At 54.2% G+C, this 22018-nt stretch carries 22 protein-coding genes; 10 read left to right on the forward strand and 12 right to left on the reverse strand.

The features are described from left to right. Nucleotides 1-4: 4 nt before the first annotated feature. Entirely contained in the window at nt 5-406 is a 402-nt protein-coding gene (locus BVC71_RS08325; protein WP_086451167.1) for a hypothetical protein, read from the reverse strand. Between the two features lie 113 nt (nt 407-519). Between BVC71_RS08325 and BVC71_RS08330 the strand changes: the two genes are divergently transcribed. After that, nucleotides 520-1167 (forward strand): carbonic anhydrase, encoded by a 648-nt coding sequence (locus BVC71_RS08330; RefSeq protein ID WP_086451288.1) that lies wholly within the window; start codon nt 520-522, stop codon nt 1165-1167. Between the two features lie 698 nt (nt 1168-1865). Here BVC71_RS08330 and BVC71_RS15605 read toward each other — a convergent pair. The 4 genes from BVC71_RS15605 to hemN all read right to left on the reverse strand — a co-directional run bounded on the left by BVC71_RS15605 (nt 1866) and on the right by hemN (nt 5637). After that, nucleotides 1866-2000, reverse strand: a complete 135-nt coding sequence (locus BVC71_RS15605; protein ID WP_276267888.1) for a hypothetical protein — start codon at nt 1998-2000, stop codon at nt 1866-1868. 557 nt (nt 2001-2557) lie between these two features. Next, nucleotides 2558-3580, reverse strand: coding sequence for an aspartate-semialdehyde dehydrogenase (locus BVC71_RS08335; protein ID WP_086451168.1), 1023 nt, complete (start codon nt 3578-3580; stop codon nt 2558-2560). Between the two features lie 82 nt (nt 3581-3662). Next, the gene (locus BVC71_RS08340) at nt 3663-4226 is read right to left on the reverse strand and encodes a GNAT family N-acetyltransferase (RefSeq protein ID WP_086451169.1); all 564 of its coding nucleotides are present in this window, start codon (nt 4224-4226) and stop codon (nt 3663-3665) included. A 55-nt stretch (nt 4227-4281) separates the two neighbouring features. Further along, entirely contained in the window at nt 4282-5637 is a 1356-nt protein-coding gene (gene hemN / locus BVC71_RS08345) for an oxygen-independent coproporphyrinogen III oxidase (RefSeq protein WP_086451170.1), read from the reverse strand. A 69-nt stretch (nt 5638-5706) separates the two neighbouring features. On the opposite strand from hemN, the gene fnrL reads away from it, so the two are divergent. Further along, nucleotides 5707-6444 carry a transcriptional regulator FnrL gene (gene fnrL / locus BVC71_RS08350; RefSeq protein WP_086451171.1) on the forward strand — a complete coding sequence of 246 codons (738 nt, stop codon included), beginning with the start codon at nt 5707-5709 and terminating at the stop codon, nt 6442-6444. Here fnrL and BVC71_RS08355 read toward each other — a convergent pair. After that, nucleotides 6441-7283, reverse strand: coding sequence for a universal stress protein (locus BVC71_RS08355; protein WP_086451172.1), 843 nt, complete (start codon nt 7281-7283; stop codon nt 6441-6443). The two genes, fnrL and BVC71_RS08355, sit on opposite strands and share 4 nt — an antisense overlap. 185 nt (nt 7284-7468) lie before the next feature. On the opposite strand from BVC71_RS08355, the gene ccoN reads away from it, so the two are divergent. The 8 genes from ccoN (at nt 7469) to ccoS (ending at nt 15405) form a co-directional block, all read left to right on the forward strand. Then, the gene (gene ccoN / locus BVC71_RS08360; protein ID WP_086451173.1) at nt 7469-9061 is read left to right on the forward strand and encodes a cytochrome-c oxidase, cbb3-type subunit I; all 1593 of its coding nucleotides are present in this window, start codon (nt 7469-7471) and stop codon (nt 9059-9061) included. Between the two features lie 12 nt (nt 9062-9073). Continuing rightward, on the forward strand, nt 9074-9799 hold the full coding sequence (gene ccoO, locus BVC71_RS08365) for a cytochrome-c oxidase, cbb3-type subunit II (RefSeq protein WP_086451174.1): 726 nt from the start codon (nt 9074-9076) through the stop codon (nt 9797-9799). Between the two features lie 9 nt (nt 9800-9808). Continuing rightward, nucleotides 9809-10003: a cbb3-type cytochrome oxidase subunit 3 gene (locus BVC71_RS08370; RefSeq protein ID WP_086451175.1), complete on the forward strand. Its 195-nt coding sequence runs from the start codon at nt 9809-9811 to the stop codon at nt 10001-10003. Further along, nucleotides 10000-10932 carry a cytochrome-c oxidase, cbb3-type subunit III gene (ccoP, locus tag BVC71_RS08375; protein WP_086451176.1) on the forward strand — a complete coding sequence of 311 codons (933 nt, stop codon included), beginning with the start codon at nt 10000-10002 and terminating at the stop codon, nt 10930-10932. The genes BVC71_RS08370 and ccoP overlap by 4 nt, the downstream gene beginning before the upstream one ends. Nucleotides 10933-11173: 241 nt before the next feature. Beyond that, nucleotides 11174-12595 carry a cytochrome c oxidase accessory protein CcoG gene (gene ccoG, locus BVC71_RS08380; RefSeq protein WP_086451289.1) on the forward strand — a complete coding sequence of 474 codons (1422 nt, stop codon included), beginning with the start codon at nt 11174-11176 and terminating at the stop codon, nt 12593-12595. After that, nucleotides 12595-13062, forward strand: a complete 468-nt coding sequence (locus BVC71_RS08385; RefSeq protein ID WP_240516814.1) for a FixH family protein — start codon at nt 12595-12597, stop codon at nt 13060-13062. The genes ccoG and BVC71_RS08385 overlap by 1 nt, the downstream gene beginning before the upstream one ends. A 4-nt stretch (nt 13063-13066) precedes the next feature. After that, nucleotides 13067-15244 (forward strand): heavy metal translocating P-type ATPase, encoded by a 2178-nt coding sequence (locus BVC71_RS08390; protein WP_086451177.1) that lies wholly within the window; start codon nt 13067-13069, stop codon nt 15242-15244. Nucleotides 15245-15246: 2 nt separating this feature from the next. Then, nucleotides 15247-15405, forward strand: a complete 159-nt coding sequence (gene ccoS, locus BVC71_RS08395; RefSeq protein ID WP_086451178.1) for a cbb3-type cytochrome oxidase assembly protein CcoS — start codon at nt 15247-15249, stop codon at nt 15403-15405. Nucleotides 15406-15438: 33 nt separating this feature from the next. Here the strand turns inward: ccoS and BVC71_RS08400 are convergent, their stop codons facing one another. The 6 genes from BVC71_RS08400 to leuC all read right to left on the reverse strand — a co-directional run bounded on the left by BVC71_RS08400 (nt 15439) and on the right by leuC (nt 21973). Next, complete coding sequence (locus tag BVC71_RS08400; RefSeq protein ID WP_086451179.1) at nt 15439-16431, reverse strand: DMT family transporter; 993 nt, start codon at nt 16429-16431, stop codon at nt 15439-15441. Nucleotides 16432-16560: 129 nt separating this feature from the next. Continuing rightward, nucleotides 16561-17667, reverse strand: coding sequence for a 3-isopropylmalate dehydrogenase (gene leuB / locus BVC71_RS08405; RefSeq protein ID WP_086451180.1), 1107 nt, complete (start codon nt 17665-17667; stop codon nt 16561-16563). Between the two features lie 91 nt (nt 17668-17758). Beyond that, nucleotides 17759-18703, reverse strand: coding sequence for an endonuclease/exonuclease/phosphatase family protein (locus BVC71_RS08410; RefSeq protein ID WP_086451181.1), 945 nt, complete (start codon nt 18701-18703; stop codon nt 17759-17761). Nucleotides 18704-18726: 23 nt separating this feature from the next. After that, on the reverse strand, nt 18727-19557 hold the full coding sequence (locus BVC71_RS08415; RefSeq protein ID WP_086451182.1) for a hypothetical protein: 831 nt from the start codon (nt 19555-19557) through the stop codon (nt 18727-18729). A gap of 391 nt (nt 19558-19948) precedes the next feature. Then, entirely contained in the window at nt 19949-20554 is a 606-nt protein-coding gene (leuD, locus tag BVC71_RS08420) for a 3-isopropylmalate dehydratase small subunit (protein ID WP_086451183.1), read from the reverse strand. 12 nt (nt 20555-20566) lie between these two features. Then, nucleotides 20567-21973: a 3-isopropylmalate dehydratase large subunit gene (gene leuC, locus BVC71_RS08425; RefSeq protein ID WP_086451184.1), complete on the reverse strand. Its 1407-nt coding sequence runs from the start codon at nt 21971-21973 to the stop codon at nt 20567-20569. Nucleotides 21974-22018: the final 45 nt, after the last annotated feature.

The following is a 22018-nucleotide window of genomic DNA, read 5'->3' on the forward strand; positions in this document are numbered from 1 at the left end:
CAGATCAGTCAAACTGTTCCAGTTCATCATGCGCACGGGCAACCAATCGCTGACATCGCGCGATCAATGCAGCGACCGCGGTGCCGTCCACGACCTCGGCGCAGCGCGCAATATGCGTCGCGACAAAAGCAATTTCAGGCAACGACAGCCTGTCGGCAACGTCGCTAATATGTGTTGCAATCGGCGGGATGCGGGAAAAATCACATTCATTGAAATGCCTAGAAATATCGGCAACATCACCTTCGATCAGTTGGATCAATGTCAAGGCGGTCCGGCCGGTCGGCATGGGGTTTAGGCTGCAGTTGATGGCAAAGTGATCCACCTGTGGCCCCACGGGCGGCGATAAACGGATGATCGCGCTTTGACGGTGGATCGGGTCCAATTTTTGGGGCTGTAAATCTGTCATGCCAGCACGATACGGGTCGACTGCTAGCGATATGTTTATGCGAAATACAATTATCTCTCGAAATTTGGGTAAATTGGCTCTATCTGTTCGCGAGTTTATCGAGAGGAGACATGATGAAAGCCGCACGTCCGTTGCCCGAATATCTCGTTCGCCGCTATCAGGGGTGGAAAGCCACGACCTATTCCGACAACCGGGCGTGGTATCGTACCTTGGCCGCAGAAGGTCAGCACCCGCGCGCCATGGTGATTTCCTGCTGCGATAGCCGCGTTCATGTCACATCAATCTTTGGTGCGGATTCGGGTGAGTTTTTCATCCACCGCAACATTGCAAACCTTGTCCCGCCATATAACCCAGATGGCGACCACCACGGTACATCCGCAGCGTTGGAATACGCTGTAACGGCCCTGAAGGTCGCGCATGTTATTGTTCTGGGCCATTCGTCCTGCGGCGGTGTTGCTGGTTGCAACGCCATGTGCAGCGGCCAAGCACCTGAACTGGAAAGCAAAACATCGTTCGTTGGGACTTGGCTGAATATCCTACGCCCAGGTTACGAACGCGTTGCAGATTTGCCTGACGACAAACGTGTTGCCGCACTAGAAAAAGAGGCGGTTCTGGTCAGCCTAGAAAACCTTGCGTCTTTTCCGTTCGTCAAAGAGGCGATGGACAAAGGCACGCTCAGCATTCACGGCCTTTGGAATAACATCGGCGAAGGTACATTGGATATGTATGACGCGGACGAAGGCAAATTCGTTCAAATCTAAAAAATAGAAAAAGGGACGGCGAAAATTGCCGTCCCTTTTCCGTTCAACGTGAGTGGCGTTGTAACTGAATTTCTATGCCGCCAGTTGCAGACGGTGTGTGGCAGTACGGCGCGACAAACCGCGACGATAACGACCCAAAAGAGCAGCGCGACGGCCCAAGCGGGCTTTGGTTGCAAGACACATGTTGCCGGTCCTTATTGCGGGGGCCACCTATGATGCGATTCCAACTCTTTTGCGAACAGTTGGCAAATCTCGTCACGGGTTACCCGTTTTTGTTTTTTGGCCCAACGTCGTGCTGGCCGTTTTGTTTCGGACGCTTTGCGCCACCAAGCTACAATGGTCATGGACACATCCATTCCAATGGGCCTTCGGGGGCAAGGCGAGTTTCTGTTATGTCCTTCCGGTTGTCGGTGCCTTTGTGGATTGGGACACAAAAGCACCGAACCGAGGAAGGTTAGTCGAGCTAATCTAGGAACCGGTGGATTGGGACACCTGCTCCGTGTCTTTACACTACCTGAACGTGATTGATTTAATCACCTGCCCGCATGAAGAGTTTTGGCATCTTGGCGTATGGTGACCCTATCCTTTGGTATGTTTGTGCTACCGTGAAATGCGGATAGGGCAGGTTTAGTGAGCCAAGTTTTGCACGGTTTACCTGCGTCCCACGATAGATATCGGCCTGTTCAGGTGCAGTAGAATCAGAATTTTGGTTGGTCAGGGCGCGGACGGCGGCGTTGGCCAAACGAGTCGCTAAAAATGTTGGCTTCTTTTTCACGTACGCCTGAAACTGCGGAAACGCGTCCTTTGCGGGCTTTGGTCATCAGATTGTGCATGGTTCCGTTCCTTTCGTTAGCAGTGTTGTGGGCATTGCACGGCAGCTGTGCGAAATGCCGGGTCAAAGGTAGAGGCTCCAAAGTTTCGTCGTTCAGCGGCGCGGTGTCGAATTCGATCGGTTAAAACCGAAACCGGTTTTGGCGATGTACGATTTGAAATTTTGTTCATCTTTCTACCCCTTAGGTGTAGGCGGATTACGCCCAATGCCACATAGCTGGCATTTTCGCTGCAGGTTGATACGACCCCCGTCTCATCAAGCTCTGCAAAAACAGTGTAGCGCGGAGCTGGGCGGTGTATTTATCGATTAAAGGATGGTTTGGGATCGCTTTGGGCCTGCGACAGACCCTTTCGGATAGTTTTTGACACTACGTCAGATGGTAAAAAATGTTCTATCGAGGCCTAAAATGGCGAACGTTTTTGTCGGGGGTGCATTTAGAAGCGGCCAAAAGGGAATCGTTTTGACATCGATTCTATGCCTTTGATGTTTGTCGCAGCGTTACAAACAAAAAAGGCCAACCCGCATAGGTTGGCCTTTGTAAACTTATGGTTAGGTCGATCAGCCTTTTTTCAGGCAGCGCTGACCCAGAACCTCGGCGATCTGAACAGCGTTCAGTGCTGCGCCTTTGCGCAGGTTGTCCGAAACGCACCACAGGTTGATACCGTTTTCGACAGTCACGTCTTGACGGATGCGGCTGATAAAGGTCGCGTAATCGCCAACGCATTCGATCGGGGTTACGTAGCCGCCGTTTTCGCGTTTATCGATCACCATGATACCTGGTGCTTCGCGCAGAATGTCGCGGGCTTCGTCTTCGTCCAGGAAATCTTCGAATTCGATGTTGATCGATTCCGAGTGGCCGACGAATACAGGAACGCGAACGCAGGTTGCCGTAACCTTGATCGACGGATCGACGATCTTTTTGGTTTCGGTGATCATTTTCCATTCTTCTTTGGTGTCGCCGCTGTCCATAAAGACGTCGATGTGCGGGATCACGTTGAATGCGATCTGTTTTGGATAGACGTTTGGTGCTTTTTCCTGACCTGGCACATACATGCCTTTGGTCTGATCCCATAGTTCGTCGATAGCTTCTTTGCCGGAACCGGAAACCGACTGATAGGTCGATACAACAACGCGTTTGATTTTCGCGCGGTCGTGCAGCGGTTTCAGGGCAACAACCATCTGTGCGGTCGAACAGTTCGGGTTCGCGATGATGTTTTTCTTTGTGTAACCGTCAACGGCTTCGGCGTTCACTTCTGGAACGATCAGCGGCACGTCTGGGTCATAGCGGTATAGCGACGAGTTATCGATCACCACGCAGCCAGCTTTGGCAGCGATTGGAGCGTATTTTTTTGTCGCGTCTGAACCGACAGCGAACAGGGCCATATCCCAGCCCGAAAAATCGAACGTATCCAGATCTTCGGTCTTTAGGGTTTTGTCGCCAAAGCTGACTTCGGTACCTAGCGATTTACGGCTGGCCAGCACAGCGATCTTTTCGACCGGAAACTCGCGTTCAGCGAGGATGTTCAGCATTTCGCGGCCCACGTTGCCCGTGGCACCAACGACGACGACATTGTAGCCCATTGGCTTCTCCTTCGGTTTGACGGAGCGGGCTATAGACCCAAAGGGCCCCAAGGGAAAGGGGGCAGGGGCTACCCACCTTATTTTATTGCGCTTGGGAGGCGTTTTCGCGCTGATTTACCGTGTTTTCCCAAGCCTCTTTGGAAATGGTGTAACATTTCCAGTCTTCGGGTGGGGTGCCCATCAGGCCCAACGACGCGTCATAGCGCCAAACTGCGCCCAATTTGCCCGTGCCTTTTTGTGATCGTATATTGGATGGCGCGATGTGGAACCAGACCTCGTCATAGGTTTTGAATGCGTGTTCCAGCATCAGGCGTTTGAACGCATAATTGGTGTCACCGCCCCAGAATTTGCAGTCGATAAACGTATAGCCGATGCTGATGCTGTTTTCGACGTCGGGCGCAGGGTAATAGCGCGAACAGCCGATCACCGTGCCTGCATCATTGCGCAGAACAACGGTTTGTTTGCTGGACAGGTTATCGTCGAAATAGCGATCGAAATTGGGTCGTTGGTGGCGCGTGGTGGCTGGGTGACCGGCCCAAGTCAGAGGGTCCGATGCCGCCTGATACAGCGCCTCTCGGTCCTCTTCCCGCAGGGGATCAATGCGGTATCCATAGCCAGAAATGCTGGGTTGAGTATCAAACGTCATAGCGTCACCAAATTTGATCAAATTTAGGACGTTATGACCTGTACCTTTATAGTTGTCAAAGAGCGCGGCTATGCCGTCCTTCGGGCATGGAATAGGCGTCGATTTTCTGCGCGCACAGGCGGGCAATCAGGCGCGCGTGATCGTTCAGTTGGATGATGTTGTCACGCATCGTCATTTGATCATGAAACTGCGTGCGCATGGCGCTGGTCATTTGCAGCAGGTCTTCGACCGACCGGCCATGCGTTGATGCCAGCATGTTCAGGTCCAGACGGAAATCACACATCAGCCGTTCGATCATATCGCTGCGCAGTAGATCGTCATCGGTCATCGCGTGGGCGCGGGCGGTAGCGATCTGTCCATTTTCGATCATCGTCGCGTATTTGGATGATGCAGATTCGTTTTGTGCGAACCCTTGGGGGAAACGCGAAATGGCAGACGCGCCAAGGCCGATCAATACAGGCGCAGTGTCGTCGGTGTAGCCTTGGAAATTGCGGTGCATACGGCCCTGCTGCGCGGCTTTGTAAAGGCTGTCGGATGGGCGGGCGTAATGATCGATCCCGATTTCTTTGTACCCATCCCACATGAATAATTCGCGGGCTGTATCAAACAAAACCAAACGGGTTTCCGCGTCTGGCAGCGCGTCCGCAGGGATCAACGCCTGACGTTTCGCCATCCACGGCACATGCGCATAGCCATACAGCGCCACGCGGTCAGGGTTCAGCGAAAGAACGCGCTGCACGGAATCGGAAATGCGTTCTTTGGTCTGGAACGGCAGGCCGTACAGAATGTCCATATTCACCGAATGGACGCGGGCGCGGCGCAGCATCGCAACCACGTCCCGCGTTTGATCAAAGCTTTGATCGCGGCCAATGGATTTTTGCACGATCGGGTCAAAATCCTGCACGCCGATAGACGCGCGGGTCATGCCAATTGCGGCCAGCGCATCAATGCGGTCCTGATCCACTTCGGTCGGGTCGATTTCCACCGAAAATTCCAGATCATCGGCCAGCGGGCGGAAGGTGTTCACCATTTTGCCGACTTCTGCGATCAGGTGGGGTGGTAGGATCGTTGGCGTCCCGCCACCCAAATGGATTTGGCTGATCACCACGTCTTGCGGCAGGTGTTGATCGATCAGGGCCAGTTCCTGTTTCAGAAGTTTGACATAGGGCACCAGCGGGCGGTCTGTGGCGGTGCCTTGGGTGCGGCAGGCGCAGAACCAACACAGGCGGCGGCAGTACGGGACATGCAGATACAGCGAAACGCGGCCACCTGCGGGAACAGTGCGCAACCACTGTGCCGTCTGATTCCCAAAGCCCCCCGTTTGGAAATGATTTGCAGGCGGATAGCTAGTGTAGCGCGGCGCTCGGGCGTCAAAAAGTCCCAATTCACGCAATCTATCGCTGCTATTCATTGTGTTTCCTTCCCAAAAACGGCTTATAGTTGCTTTTGAATACAAGATTGCGCCGAGGTTGTTTTTGCGATGGGTCAAATTGCGTTAGATATTCACTGCGAAGAATGTCCAATTCGTCATCGTGCTGTATGTGCAAAATGCGATTCCGATGAATTAGAACAGTTGGAAGCCATCAAGTATTATCGCAACTACGAAGCAGGGCAGTCCATCTGCTGGGCGGGTGACGATATGGAATTTGTGGCCTCTGTTGTGTCGGGCGTCGCGTCCCTGACCCAAACGATGGAAGACGGCCGCACGCAAATGGTGGGTCTGTTGCTGCCATCCGATTTCATTGGTCGTCCCGGTCGCCAGCAATCGCCCTATGACGTCACCGCCGTTAGTGACGTGACCCTATGTTGTTTCCGCCGCAAACCGTTCGAACAACTGATGCATCGCACGCCCCATGTGGCCGAACGTTTGCTGGACATGACGTTAGACGAATTGGATGCTGCGCGCGAATGGATGCTGATTTTGGGACGCAAAACTGCGCGCGAAAAAATTGCCAGCCTTTTGACAATTATCGCTCGTCGAGAATCGCAGATCGGCATGCTGCCTTTGACGGGGCAGATCAACATCAACCTGCCGCTGACACGTGAATCTATGGCAGACTATTTGGGTCTGACGCTGGAAACCGTCAGCCGTCAGATTTCGGCGTTGAAAAAAGACGGCGTCATTCATCTGGACGGCAAACGCCGGTTCCGGATCGAGGATTTTCAGGCCCTTGTCGCTGAAACCGGCGATGATACCGATGGCGGGATGATCGCCTAGCGCGTCATCAATAGCGGTAGTGTGGTGGCTTCTAACGTGTCGCGTGTCGCGCCGCCCAACATCGCTTCGCGGAAACGCGAATGGCCATAGGCGCCCATCACGATCAGTTCGACGCCGTGTTCTGCGGCAAACCGATCAATCACATCCGACACTCGCGGCAACGTGCGGGCCAAGATGGAAACTTCTGCGCGAACACCGTGCCGCGCCAGCAACAGACAGACTGCACCGCCGGGATCTGACCGTTCAGGCGAATGGCTGGGCGGATCGACCATCACAATATCGACGCGGTCTGCGGCCATAAGAACAGGCAAAGACGCGCGGATGGCGGCAAAAGCTTCGCTGCTTTCATTCCAAGCAATGGCAACGCGGGAAAATGGTTCGCTGCCGATCGGGCCGGTTTCGGGTACTATCAGCACAGGAACGCCGGTGCCAAACAGTTCGGCTTCTAGAACATTGACCTGAACGGGGCCGCGGCCTGCGCCATAGGGTTTAGTCGCAACGATCAAATCGCTATAGCGCGCAATCCGCGCCACCATCGTTTCGACGCCCATTTGCGGCATCACAACAGATTCGATGCTGACCGACGGGCGCACGTTCGCAACCTGCGTGCGGACCCATTTTTCCAGACTATCGGCTAGTGTGCGGGCTTCTTTCGCGCCGACTTCGATCAGGGCCGCGCCGCCGCCTGCGGGGATCGCATCATAGCGGGCAGGGTCGATGCCGATACAGGTGACATTCACATGGGCATCGGTGCGATCGGCAATATTTATGGCCGTTTCCAACGCGTTGGTATCGGCTGCGCTGTCCGTGATGATCACAGCAATAGTTTTATATGTCATGGCGTTCTCCTTCGTTGGAACAGCGGCCCAGGCAGGGCCTAGCCAGTGATGAAAGAGGTAGCAGAGCAATTGGCCAATCGTATTGACATGGATCAAGGCAAGGCAGTCACCAGAATGTGAAACCACAATCAAAGCAAACCGGCCTGCGCGAATCCGTGCGGGCAATAAAGAGGGAACGCGAAGATATGTGGGATTGGGTTAAGATTATAGCATTCGGGGTCATCGCCCTGTTTGCTGCGATTGCCGCGAATTTCGCGCGCGATCTGGCCTATCAGGTACACGCGCTGATTATTATGGCCGTTTCGGCTGGCATGTTTATTTGGTCCGTTCGTAGCGCTGGCGAAGCAAAGCCAGCGGTCGAAACTGGTTATATGGACGGCGTTGTGCGCTATGGCGTGATCGCAACGACGTTTTGGGGTTTGGCAGGGTTTCTGGTGGGGACGTTCATCGCGTTCCAGCTGGCCTTTCCCGCGCTGAACTTTGAATTTTTGCAGGGCTACGGCAACTTTGGGCGCTTGCGTCCGTTGCACACATCGGCAGTTATTTTCGCCTTTGGTGGTAACGCGCTGATCGCCACTTCGTTCTATATCGTACAGCGGACTTCTGCTGTGCGTTTGTGGGGCGGAAATCTGGCGTGGTTCGTGTTCTGGGGCTACAACCTGTTTATTGTTCTGGCGGCAACGGGTTACCTGATGGGTGCCACCCAGTCCAAAGAGTATGCCGAACCCGAATGGTACGTTGACCTGTGGCTGACCATCGTGTGGGTCGCCTACCTGCTGGTTTTCCTTGGCACGATCCTCAAACGCAAAGAACCGCACATCTATGTTGCGAACTGGTTCTTCCTGTCTTTCATTGTGACCATTGCGATGCTGCACATCGTCAACAACTTGGTTGTCCCTGTGTCGATTTTTGGTTCCCGTTCGGTGCAGGTCATGGCGGGTGTTCAGGATGCTATGACTCAATGGTGGTACGGCCACAACGCAGTGGGCTTTTTCCTGACCGCAGGCTTCTTGGGCATGATGTACTACTTCGTGCCAAAACAGGCCGAACGCCCCGTTTATTCGTACAAACTGTCGATCATCCACTTCTGGGCGCTGATCTTCCTATACATCTGGGCTGGTCCGCACCACCTGCACTACACCGCGCTGCCTGACTGGGCGTCGACGCTGGGCATGGTGTTCTCGATCATCCTGTGGATGCCGTCGTGGGGTGGTATGATCAACGGTCTGATGACCCTGTCGGGTGCTTGGGACAAACTGCGCACGGACCCTGTGATCCGCATGATGGTGATCTCGATCGGTTTCTACGGCATGTCCACATTCGAAGGCCCAATGATGTCGATCCGCGCTGTGAATTCGCTGTCGCACTACACTGACTGGACCATTGGTCACGTACATTCGGGCGCGCTGGGCTGGAACGGTATGATCACCTTTGGTGCGCTGTACTTCCTGACGCCACGCCTGTGGAACCGCGACGGTCTATACAGCCTGCGTTTGGTCAGCTGGCACTTCTGGCTCGCGACTATTGGTATCGTTCTGTACGCCGCATCCATGTGGGTCACCGGTATCATGGAAGGCCTGATGTGGCGTGAAGTCGACGCAAACGGTTTCCTAGTGAACACCTTTGCCGACACCGTAGCCGCCAAATTCCCAATGTATGTCGCACGCGGCATGGGCGGGGTCCTGTACCTCTTGGGCGCACTGATCATGACCTACAATTTGTGGATGACAGCCTTTGGCAAAAAAATGCCAAACGCCGCTGCCGTCCCTGCAGAATAAGGAGTTAGGGACATGGGTATCCTTGACCACCATAAGGTTCTGGAAAAGAACGCAACCTTGCTGCTGATTGGCGCGCTGGGCGTGGTAACCATCGGCGGGATCGTGGAAATCGCTCCGCTGTTCTATCTGGAAAACACGATTGAGGATGTAGAGGGCGTGCGCCCCTACTCCCCTCTGGAGCTGGCAGGCCGTGAAATCTACATCCGCGAAGGCTGCTACGTCTGTCACAGCCAGATGATCCGCCCGATGCGCGACGAAGTCGAACGTTACGGCATGTATTCGCTGGCCGCTGAATCGCAGTATGACCACCCGTTCCAATGGGGGTCGAAACGGACTGGGCCTGATCTGGCGCGTGTTGGCGGCCGCTATTCGGATGAATGGCACGTTGACCACCTGACCGACCCGCAATCAGTTGTGCCTGAATCGGTGATGCCGAAATACGGGTTCCTATTGGATCGCGAACTAGAGCCTACCTACATCGGCGATCTGATGGCTACGCACAGCGTTGTGGGCGTTCCTTACACCGAAGAAATGTTGGACAACGCGGTTGCCGATTTCGAGGTTCAGGTTGATCCGGATGGCGATTGGGATGGTCTATTAGAACGGTATCCCAATGCGGTTGTATCCAATTTCGACGGCCAAGACGCTGTGACCGAAATGGATGCGTTGATTGCATACCTGCAGATGCTGGGCACTCTGGTCGATTTTTCGACCTTTGAACCAGACGCTAGCCGATAGGAGCGCGTGATGGACTATCACATTTTCCGCGAAATCGCTGACAGCTGGGCACTGCTTGCGCTGTTCCTGTTCTTTGTTGGGGCGATCCTGTTCGTACTGCGCCCCGGCAGCCGCCCCGTTCACCAAGATGCGGCCAGCGTTGTGTTCCGTAACGAAGACGCGCCAGCCGCTGATGCAAACCCCGAAACAGAGGTCAAACAATGACAACCCGCAACGACAAAAAAGAAGTCGAAACCACGGGCCATTCGTGGGACGGCATCGAAGAATATAACAACCCTTTACCACGTTGGTGGGTCTGGGTGTTCTACGCGACCATCGTTTGGGGCCTGTGGTATACAGTGGCCTATCCCGCATGGCCTGGCATCAAATCGGCGACCGCTGGCTATTTGGGGTTTTCGACCCGTGGTCAGGTCGAAGAACAGATTGATGCGGTTAACGCATCTAATGCCGATGTGATTGCGGCACTGGAAACCGCTGATCTGGCCACGCTGTCCGAGGATGACGCGCTGCACGGCTTTGCTGTAAATATGGGTTCGTCCGTGTTCAAAGCGAACTGCGTTCAGTGTCATGGTTCGGGCGCAGCAGGGGCCAAAGGTTATCCAGCGCTGATTGACGACGATTGGATCTGGGGTGGCCGTATTGATGAAATCGCGTGGACTGTTCGTAACGGTATCCGTAACGAAAGCAGCTGGGATGCACGTGGCTATGGGGGCGTGATGCCATCCTTTGCCGACACCTTCTCGGACGAAGAGATCGTAGCTACGGTTGCTTATGTTCGCGCCATTTCCGGCCAAGACGCCGACGCCGCATTGGCCGAAGAAGGCGCAGTGCTGTTCGCAGATAACTGTGCGTCCTGCCATGGCGATGCAGGCACAGGCAGCCTGATGAACACCCGTGCATTCGAAGATCCAGAATACGTTGTTGCAGACGGCGAAATGACCGGCGCGCCAAACCTGACCGACGCAATCTGGCTGTATGGCGGTTCCGAAGAGGCCATTACCGAAACTCTGATCGAAGGACGTGCAGGCGTCATGCCAGCATGGGGCATCGAATACCGCCCTGGTTTCGGCCTGACCGATGCGGAAATCAACGCTGTTGCCGCCTATGTCCACCAGCTGGGTGGCGGTCAATAATTGATCTTCCTACGCGGTGTTGCAGCCGCCGCGCAGGATTAGGCACCGGTCCAGCCCCCTGTTCGCGCATATGCCGGGCTGGTGCGACTCCCCCCGATCAGATGTCTCTGATCGGGGGATTTTTCATTTCAGGGGATAAGTTGACTCGTAGGTGCGGCATTAGTTGATCTGGGTCAAAGCCACGAAAGGCGCGCACAGGCACAACAGACAAGAAGTCAAAGCAAAACGTCAGGACGATTCTATGTCTGCGCCCGAGGCCCCAAAGCTATACGCCCCTAGAGAGCCCATCTTCCCCCGCCGCGTCAGTGGTTTTTTCCGTAATATGAAATGGGTGATTATGGCGATCACCTTGGGCATTTATTACCTGACACCATGGATCCGTTGGGATCGTGGGCCTGAACTGCCTGATCAGGCGGTCTTGGTCGATCTGGCACACCGCCGTTTCTTTTTCTTTTGGATCGAGATTTGGCCACACGAATTTTACTTCGTCGCGGGTTTGCTGATCATGGCGGGTTTGGGGTTGTTTTTATTTACCTCAGCACTGGGTCGCGTTTGGTGCGGGTATACCTGTCCGCAAACCGTATGGACTGATTTGTTCATTCTGGTCGAACGCTGGATCGAGGGCGACCGTAACGCCCGCGTGCGTCTGTGGAACGCAAAATGGTCGTTCCGCAAGGTGCGGTTGCGGATTACAAAATGGGTCGTTTGGGCGCTAATCGGTCTGGCAACGGGTGGGGCGTGGGTGTTCTATTTCACCGATGCGCCGACATTGTTCGTAAATCTTTTGAACGGCACTGCGCACCCCGTCGCATACACCACGATGTTTGTTCTGACCGCGACGACCTTTATCTTTGGCGGTTTTGCACGGGAACAGATCTGCATCTACGCCTGTCCGTGGCCCCGCATTCAAGCCGCAATGATGGACGAAGACACCATCACGATCGGTTACCGCCACTGGCGCGGGGAACCGCGCGGCAAGCTGAAGAAACAAGAGCAAAACAAACAAGGCGATTGCATTGATTGTATGGCCTGCGTGAACGTCTGCCCCATGGGGATCGACATACGTGATGGTCAGCAGATGGAGTGCATCACCTGCGGTCTGTGTATCGACGCCTGCGATGACATGATGGACAAGATCGGCAAACCGCGCGGTCTGATTGATTATATGGCGCTAAAGGACGAAGAACGTGAAACCAGCGGCCAGACGCCGATCCCTGTGATCAAACATATCCTGCGTCCGCGTACGATGCTGTACACGTTCTTATGGGCTGCGGTTGGCTTCGCACTGGTGTTTGCGCTGTTCATCCGTCCTGACATCGACATGACGGTATCCCCAGTTCGCAATCCCAGCTTTATCGTTCAATCCGATGGCACAATCCGCAACGTCTATGAAATCCGCATTCGCAACAAACATGGCGAAGAACGTCCGTTCGAAGTCGCGTTGATCGATCAGGTGGATTTAGCGGTGACGGTCGAAGGCACAGACGACAACATTGTTCTGGTCCCCGCCGATACCGCAAAGCTGATCCGCGTTTATGTAGATGCCGCGCCTAACACCCCCGAGGCATCGAACGATCGCACCGATTTCACCATCTGGGTCACCGATACCACAAACGATGACCGCACATCCGAAAACACCGTCTTTAATGGGAGAGTGAACTAATGCTGCAAATGTTCAAAGGCCCGATCACAGGTCCGAAATTCTTTGCGATTTTTGCATCGTTTTTTATCGTGATCATTACCGTCAACGTCATCATGGCAATGCAAGCGGTGGGTACGTTTCCTGGGTTGGTGGTGCGCAATTCCTATGTTGCAAGCCAGACGTTCGATGCGGAACGCGCGGCGCAACAGGCATTGGGATGGGACACATCGGCCTATGTACTAGATCATGAATTGATCGTCGAAATCGTGAATGCAGATGGCGCAGTTCCAGATGCCACCGTCGTCGGAATTTTTGGCCGCCCTACACAGATGCGGGATGATCAGGACGTTGTTTTGGAATTTGATGGCGCGGTTTACCGCACACCTATTCATGTGTCTGAAACCGGCAACTGGGATTTTCGAATGCAAGCCACGGCCGCCGATGGAACCCCGTTTCATCAGCGCCTAAAGGTGGATTTCAGGAATTAATCGCATGAATATCGACCAACCTGCCGGCGTTATGGCGTGTCCCGCTTGCATTGCGACACCTGCCGCGATGTCGCGGGCGGCGAAAACTGTGGATGCTGCCAGCGTCGAATATCAGTTTTCTTTGCCAACCGTTCACTGTGCGGCCTGTATTCAGACAATTGAAACACAGCTGTCGAACTTGGATTATGTGGATGACGTTCGTGTCAACCTGACGCGCAAACGCGCCACCGTTCACGCTCGCCCGCAAACGCCTGAACAGGATATCATCAGCGCCATTTCCGCGCTGGGATACGAAGCCGTTCCTTTGGACAGCGCAACTTTGTCTGCTGGCGAAACGGATCGCGCCGCGCGGGATCTTGCGATGCGATTGGGCGTTGCAGGATTTGCGATGATGAACGTCATGCTTTTGTCCGTCGCCGTTTGGTCAGGCGCATCAGATGCAACACGTGATTTGTTTCATTGGCTATCGGCCCTGATTACTTTGCCCACTGTTCTGTTTTCGGCCCGTCCATTTTACACCAGCGCATGGCGCGTCATACGCGTCGGTCGTTTGAATATGGATGTTCCGATCACGCTGGCGATTTTGTTGGCATCGGGGATGTCGTTGTTTGAAACGATCAGCCATGGCGATCACGCATATTTTGATGCTGCGCTATCGCTGACGTTCTTCTTGTTGGCGGGCCGCTATCTGGACCAGAAAATGCGAAGCGTCGCGCGGTCTGCCGCCACAGAACTGGCCGCAATGGAAGTTCCGACAGCGCTGCGTATGAATGGCACTGATATGGAAACGGTTGCAATTCAAGACGTCGTTGTTGGCGATGTTCTCATGGTGCAGGCGGGCGGTAAAGTTCCTGTAGATGGACGTATTATCAGCGGCGTGACAGACATGGATCGTTCGTTCCTCACAGGTGAATCCGACCCTGTATCCGTTGGTATCAATAGCGATGTAAACGCGGGCGAAATCAATCTATCGGCTCCGGTCCAGATACAGGCGACAGCCGTTGGTGAAGACACATTGCTGCATTCATTGGCTGATTTGGTGTCGGTCGCTGAATCTGCCAAATCGCGGTACAATTCGCTAGCGGATCGTGCGGCGCGTATTTACGCCCCCGCGGTCCACTTGCTGGCTATCGCCGCCTTTGTTTTGTGGATGTGGCTCACGGCGGGCGATGTTCGTGTTGCGATGAACATCGCGGTCGCGGTTCTCATTATCACATGCCCCTGTGCGTTGGGGCTGGCTGTTCCCGCCGTGTCGACTGTGGCGTCGGGCCGTCTGTTCAAATCAGGCATTTTGGTCAAACACGCGACGGCCTTGGAACGGCTTGCTGAAATAGATGCTGTTGTTTTGGATAAAACGGGCACATTGACGTTCGGGTTGCCAGAGCTGGTAACGCAACTCTCTGATGATGATCTTGCGGTTGCAGCAGGCATCGCGCGTCAATCGGCCCACCCCAGATCCAAAGCCATCGTTCAAGCGGCCAGTGCGCGGGGCGTTTCAGCTGCGACGGTTGCGGAGATAACCGAAGAGCCAGGCATGGGACTAGAGGGACGCCATAACGGGGAAACCGTGCGTCTGGGTCGCGCGGTCTGGGCTGGGTGCGTGTCGTCGACGATGACCGTTTTGCAGATCGGGACCAACGTTCATTCGTTGGAGTTTCGTGACAGCCTGCGTGACGGCGCAGCGGATTTGATCGATGCGTTTAAAACCCGCGGTATCCCTGTTTCGCTACTGTCAGGTGATGTGAAAATGGCGGTTGATCAGGTGGCGGATGAATTGGGCATCGACAACAAATTTCACGAAATGTTGCCGCAGGACAAAATCGAATTCTTGAACCAATGCACCCAATCTGGACAGAAAGTTCTGATGATCGGTGACGGTCTGAACGACGTCGGGGCGTTGTCGGTGGCCCATGTATCCATTGCGCCAGCGTCCGCGTTAGAAGCAACACGAGTGGCAGCCGATATGGTTTTGGTGTCACCTGATTTACGAAATGTATTTTCCGCGATTGGCACCGCACGTTCTGCTCGTTCGCGTATTTTGGAAAACTTTTCGGTGGCCGCGGTTTATAATATGATCGCTGTTCCGATTGCCTTTGCCGGTTTTGCGACCCCATTGGCAGCAGCGATTGCGATGTCGACATCATCGATTATCGTTTCGCTAAATGCCTTAAGGACACGTTGAATATGGAAGTTTTGGTCATCCTCATCCCCGTCTCCTTATGCCTTGGCGCACTAGGGTTGGTTGGTTTTTTCTGGACAATGAAATCGCGCCAATACGAAGACCCCGAAGGCGACGCCGTACGTATTTTGCGGACGGACTATGATGATAGCCCTGCCCCCTAATGCAAAAGACGCCCCAGTGGGGCGTCTTTGTGTTTAGTGCCAAACACCTTTGGATTTGCGGTAATTATCCTTGTGCCAAATCCGCATGAGGATAGACACCCGCGGTGACGTGACCGTTTCGCTGCGTAGGCGGGTCTGGGACACAGGGTTTGTTTCCGATGCACCACCGCGTTCGCGGATCACAATATAAATGCCGGACGCGATAATGATTCCTGCGCCTGTGATGGTCGGTACATCCAGCTTTTCGTTGAACAACAAATAGCCGTAAAACGTCGCCCAAATAATTTGGCTATACTGCATAGGCGCGACAATGGCAGCTTCGCCGACACGGTATGCTTGAATGAACAAAAACGATGCGATCAGGCCGAACAGCGCGATGATACCTGTCATTCCGATGTGGCTGAATTCCATGGGTTCATAGACAAACGGCATGGCGATAAGCATCGCGATAAAGTTCCCCAGCATCGGGTAAATCAACATCACGACTGACCGTTCTTCGCTGCCGATTTTGCGTGAAATGACGGCTACCATCGAATTGGTGATTGCCGCCGCCAATGCAGCGATATGGCCTGCTGTTAGCGGTTCTGCCCCGGGGCGCAGCACGACTAGAACGCCAATCAGACCCGCAACAACCGCAGCCCAACGGTGAAACCCGACCTTTTCACCCAAAATCGGGATCGCAATGATGGTAATCAGCAACGGTGACGCGAACAAAATTGCGTAGGTCTGTGCCAATTCCAGAACCGTGAATGCATAGAACGCGCAAACGCCCGTATTGACCATACAAATGACGCGCAGGGCCATCCAGTAAGGGTGGCGCGGAATGAGTGTTCCACTGGTGGTGTCCCGCATTAGGATCAACGTCACCATTGGAAACCCTAGAAGGGCCGAAAAGAAAATAATCTGGAACGCGCCAAAGCCCGCTTCGCCTAGATATTTTACGACGACGTCATGCGTCGCATAGATGCCCATAGCACCCAAGGCGTAAAATGCGCCTTTGACATTGCTTTTTGCGTAATCGGCCATGAAACCTCCTGTTTGCGCTAACCCAGTGATGAAACAGCTTTGACCGCACGTGCAACCCTAAACTGTCTGGTAAAAAAATAAACGGGCGCCCAAAAAGGCGCCCGTTTCTAATCTGGTATAGTCGCTGGATTACAGCGAAGCGTCCAATGCAGCGATGATTTTGTCGCCCATTTCGCTGGTGGAAACTGGGGTAACGCCTTCGTCTGCCAGTAGGTCTGCGGTGCGAACACCGTCAGCCAGTACTTTTTCAACGGCGGCTTCCAGACGGTCGGCTTCTGCGCCTTGATCGAACGAATAACGCAGCGCCATCGCGAAGGACAGGATACAAGCGATTGGGTTTGCTTTGCCTTGGCCCGCGATATCTGGTGCCGAACCGTGGACTGGCTCGTACAGCGCTTTGGGGCGGCCGTTTTCCATTGGTGCACCCAGCGATGCCGATGGCAGCATGCCCAGCGAACCGGTCAGCATTGCAGCAGCGTCCGACAGCAGGTCGCCGAACAGGTTGTCGGTGACGATCACGTCGAACTGTTTTGGCCAGCGGCACAGCTGCATCGCGCCTGCGTCTGCGTACATGTGCGACAGTTCAACGTCTTGGTATTCGGTGTCGTGTACGCGCTGAACAACTTCGCGCCACAGGATGCCCGATTCCATCACGTTGGCTTTTTCCATCGAACAAACTTTGTTGCCGCGGCGACGTGCCAGCTCGAATGCCGAACGTGCAACGCGTTCGATTTCGGATTCGGTGTAACGCTGGGTGTTGATGCCTACGCGTTCGTTACCTTCTTCAAAGATACCGCGTGGTTCACCGAAATAGATGCCCGAGGTCAGTTCGCGCACGATCATGATGTCCAGACCGGCAACCACGTCTTTTTTCAGCGACGAAAAATCGGCCAGCGCGTCGAAACACTGCGCAGGGCGCAGGTTGGAATATAGGTCCATTTCCTTGCGCAGGCGCAGCAGGCCGCGCTCTGGTTTCACCGAGAAATCCAGGTCGTCGTACTGAGGACCACCAACAGCGCCCAGCAGAACAGCGTCAACCTCTTGGGCTTTGGCCATCGTGTCATCGTGCAGCGGGGTGCCGTGTTTGTCGTATGCACAGCCGCCAACCAGATCTTCGCTTACGTCGAAGCTCAGGTCGCGTTTGTCGCCGTACCAGTTAATGATTTTCTTAACTTCGCCCATTACTTCTGGGCCAATACCGTCACCGGCTAGGATCAGGATCGAGGGATTGGACATCTCGGTATTCCTTGTCTGAAAAGGTCTGGGACGGGTTAAACCTTTGCCGTGCGGGGGTCAAGAAAGCCCTTTGTAAATTGCGTTTTGCGTGTCATTCGGCGACGTCCACCCAAACAATTCGGTGTGGGCCCGATACCGAAACCGTATCAGGCGGCAAGACGTCAGCAGACCATAGCGTGTCAGCCTGTTGAATGGTCAGTGATGATGACGGCAGGACATAAGACACGCGTAGCTGTCCAATGTCGGGCCAGATGGCTGTTGGTTGTGCCGGAGTTGGGTCGGTTAGGGCGGGGTTTTCTAGCAAAGACCTTATCGCGCTGCGCAGCCCATCGCCCGCCAAAGGGTCTAGATTCGCGTTTCCAATGACAATCGGATTTTCTGGTGGTGGGCCGTAATGGCCCGATAGGACCAGTTCCCAAAGCCTGATTTCATCTGCGTTGCGCAACCCATTTCGATCTTCAGCGCCATCAAAAACGGGTGGGGTCGCTGCGAAAGCCAAAAGATTTATTGGCCCAATCGGAGTTTCAACCGGTACAATCCAATGGTTGGTCGAAGACAAACGTTGGATCGATATGGCTTCGGTTGACGGGAACACGGTGCCATTTACGCGTGGCAACCGTGCAGAGGGTAAATCCTGCCACAAGAGGGCAGTGAAGTCGCGCATAGGTCCGATAGGATAGCGCGACAGGATGGCCAAGCCGCCATCGCCTGTGAATACGCCATACCCTTGGGCGTCGCGTGGTTCGCCTTTTCTGCCGTTGCCGTCCATATCGAGATCAGTTTCCAATCCAGCGTTTGGCCTTGCAGAAAACAGATGGTCAAAGGGGCGGTCTAGTCGTGCGTTGAATGCATTTAGTGCAACCCACGCCATATCGAAATCAAAGTTCGACAGGACTAAAATGTCAGGGGCGATATGATTGATGATTTCAATTGTTGCATCAATCTGTGGATCGTCGCGCCCAAGATCCCGCAAGAGCAATCCCGGACCGTCACGGGATAATGGCGCGGCGAACGTTGCGATCCTGATATCGGCCATGGCCCATGTGGGCCATAGGCAGATCAGGCCAATTGCAAGGATTGATCGGACACTGTGCGACGACGTTTGTCTTCGATCAGTTGGGCAACGCGGCCCATAGCGATCCCGCGCATGATCAGTGATGCAGGTAGGAATGCCCATGCCGTAACAGTCCAGATCAGGGTATGCGGTTCTGACAGGCTGATCGGGTCAATCACATCCGACGCCAGTTTTACCGCGGCTGGAATAATAAATGGCAAAAGGAATCCTAAGATCAGGTTAACTTGGCTGTCGCGCTGTAGCCGATCAACGATGTCCCCACCGGCTGTGGGGTCAAAGGTTGGCATATTCACCCAAACGTTAAAGCCCGATTTGCTGGATGGCCAATTGTTGACCCGCATCAGCACGACGAAAACGGCCAATGATAAAACGGACACCAGATAGCTGACGCCAGCGGCCGTCCGAACAGAGCTGATCAGCCCAAGGTCTGCGTCTTGTGGCAACATCAGAACCATCAGACGCACTGGTGAATAGGGGAAATCGATTGTTTCAGATAGGTTCTGACCAACCGCTTCGATAAAGCGGGCCAATGTTGATGCATCAGTCCCGCCCCGCGCGATCAGCGACAATGACAGGACGCAGACGAACAGTGCCACAAACCGAATGCGGTTAAACGGCGGCGCGTCACGGAATTCCACAAGGCTGGGATAGGCAGAGTTGTATTCGGCAAACGTGAAGACAGCCGCGGCAATAGCCACGAGCGCAACGATTTGTGTTGTGTCCGAATGGGTGCCTGGCAACAGCATAGATGGCGTCGAAATCAGAACGACCATCAAAACTGCGCGCAGTACTGCCCCCGCAATTCGCGAAACCACTGCCTTGTTATCCTCAATCCGGCCGGACGCGGTACTTTGCCGTGTCCTGTTTCCAGTTTGACCCCGTTCATAGGAAACGGGTTGCCTCATCTTTGCCACAATGTTGCGCACATCAGCCCCCTTTCGCAACTAACAGATTAATAAGACGAAATATTTTGGGCGGATTTGCGGCCTTACTGGTGCCAGATTGCAACCATTTCAGTACCTGTACATGGCAATACGGTTTTGTCTGAAAACCAAAAAACACAAATGTAGCGGAAAGCTGCAGGGCATATACTAAATATAGGTCGGGCAAATGTGGCGAAAATGTGGACGTCAGATTCGGTTGCTAGAATCAAAAAGGCCGCCCAATTCAAGGCGGCCTTTTCTAATTTAGATCAATGGGTTGGGATTAGACCCAAGGACGTGCTTCCGATGCTTTCGCTTCGAATGCGTCGATCGCGTCCACGTTTTCCATGGTCAGACCGATGTCATCCAGACCGTTGATCAGGCAGTGTTTCTTGAACGCGTCGACTTCGAACGGGAAGGATTGACCGTCCGAGGTGGTGACCGTTTGGTTTTCCAGATCAACGGTCATACGTGCGTTCGAACCTTTTTCAGCGTCTTTCATCAGAACGTCTACAACGTCTTCTGGCATCACGATCGGCAGGATGCCGTTCTTGAAGCAGTTGTTGTAGAAAATGTCTGCGAAGGATGTCGAAACGATGGCTTTGATACCAAAGTCAGCGATTGCCCATGGTGCGTGTTCACGGGACGAACCACAACCAAAGTTGTCGCCAGCCACCAGAATTTCAGCGTCACGGTACTGTTCTTTGTTCAGGACGAAATCTGGGATTTCATTGCCCTGACGGTCATAGCGCATTTCGTCGAACAGGTTCACACCCAGACCCGAACGTTTGATCGTCTTCAAGAAAATCTTGGGGATGATCATGTCGGTGTCGATGTTCACCAGCGGCATAGGTGCCGCGATACCGGTCAGTGTTTCAAACTTTTGCATCGCTGGCTCTCCTTACATCAGCTCGCGGACGTCGGTCAGTTTGCCGGTCAGAGCAGCAGCTGCTGCCATGCCTGGCGACACAAGGTGGGTACGACCCTTATAACCTTGGCGACCTTCGAAGTTACGGTTGGATGTGGATGCGCAACGCTCGCCCTCGGCCAATTGGTCGGGGTTCATTGCCAGACACATGGAACAACCAGCCATACGCCATTCGAAACCAGCATCGATAAAGATCTGTGCGATGCCTTCTTCTTCGGCTTGTGCGCGAACCAGACCCGAACCAGGCACGACCATGGCACGCATGCCCTCTTTGATCTTTTTGCCTTTCAGGATTTCGGCTGCGGCGCGCAAATCTTCGATGCGGCCGTTGGTGCACGAACCGATGAATACGGTGTCGATTTCGATGTCGGTCAGTTTCTGACCCGATTTCAGACCCATGTATTCGATCGAACGGCGTGCTGCGTCGACTTTGCCGCCTTTGAAATCCTCTGGGTTTGGAACCAGAGCGGAAATCGGCAGAACGTCTTCGGGCGAGGTGCCCCAAGTGACTACAGGCTCGATCTCTTCACCTTTCAGGGTGACGACTTTGTCGAAATGTGCGCCTTCGTCGGTGAACAGGGTTTTCCACCAGTCCATCGCTTTGTCAAAGTCTTCGCCTTTTGGCGCGTGTGGGCGGTTGCGCACGTAGTCGAATGTGGTCTGGTCAGGTGCGATCAGGCCAGCGCGAGCGCCGCCTTCGATTGCCATGTTACAGACAGTCATGCGGCCTTCCATCGACAGATCGCGGATCGCTTCGCCGCAATATTCGATGACATAGCCGGTGCCGCCAGCAGTACCGGTTTCACCGATAACAGCCAGAGTGATGTCTTTTGCGGTCACACCTGGGCGCAGTTTGCCGGTGATTTCGACCTTCATGTTTTTCGATTTTTTCTGGATCAGGGTCTGGGTTGCCAGAACGTGTTCCACTTCGGATGTGCCGATACCGTGTGCCAGCGCGCCGAATGCACCGTGGGTTGCAGTGTGCGAGTCGCCACAAACAACGGTCATACCTGGCAGGGTCCAGCCCTGTTCTGGGCCAACGATGTGCACGATGCCCTGACGAACGTCGGACACTGGGTAGTAGTTGATGCCGAATTCTTTGGCGTTTTTGTCCAGCGCCTCAACCTGAATGCGGCTGTCTTCGGTCATGGTTGCTGGGTTTGCACGGTCCAGCGTGGTCGGAACGTTGTGGTCCGGCACAGCAATGGTTTTTTCTGGTGCGCGCACCTTGCGGCCCGCCATACGCAGGCCTTCGAAAGCCTGAGGCGAGGTCACTTCGTGAACCAGGTGGCGGTCAATATACAGCAAACAGGTGCCGTCTTCGGATTCATGGGCGACGTGTGCGTCCCAGATTTTATCATAGAGCGTCTTAGGCGACATGGCTCTTACCTTTTGGAATTGTTGCTAGTCAGATCGAGAGACGGG

This window comes from Marivivens niveibacter (genome assembly GCF_002150005.2).
Lineage (GTDB): Bacteria > Pseudomonadota > Alphaproteobacteria > Rhodobacterales > Rhodobacteraceae > Marivivens > Marivivens niveibacter.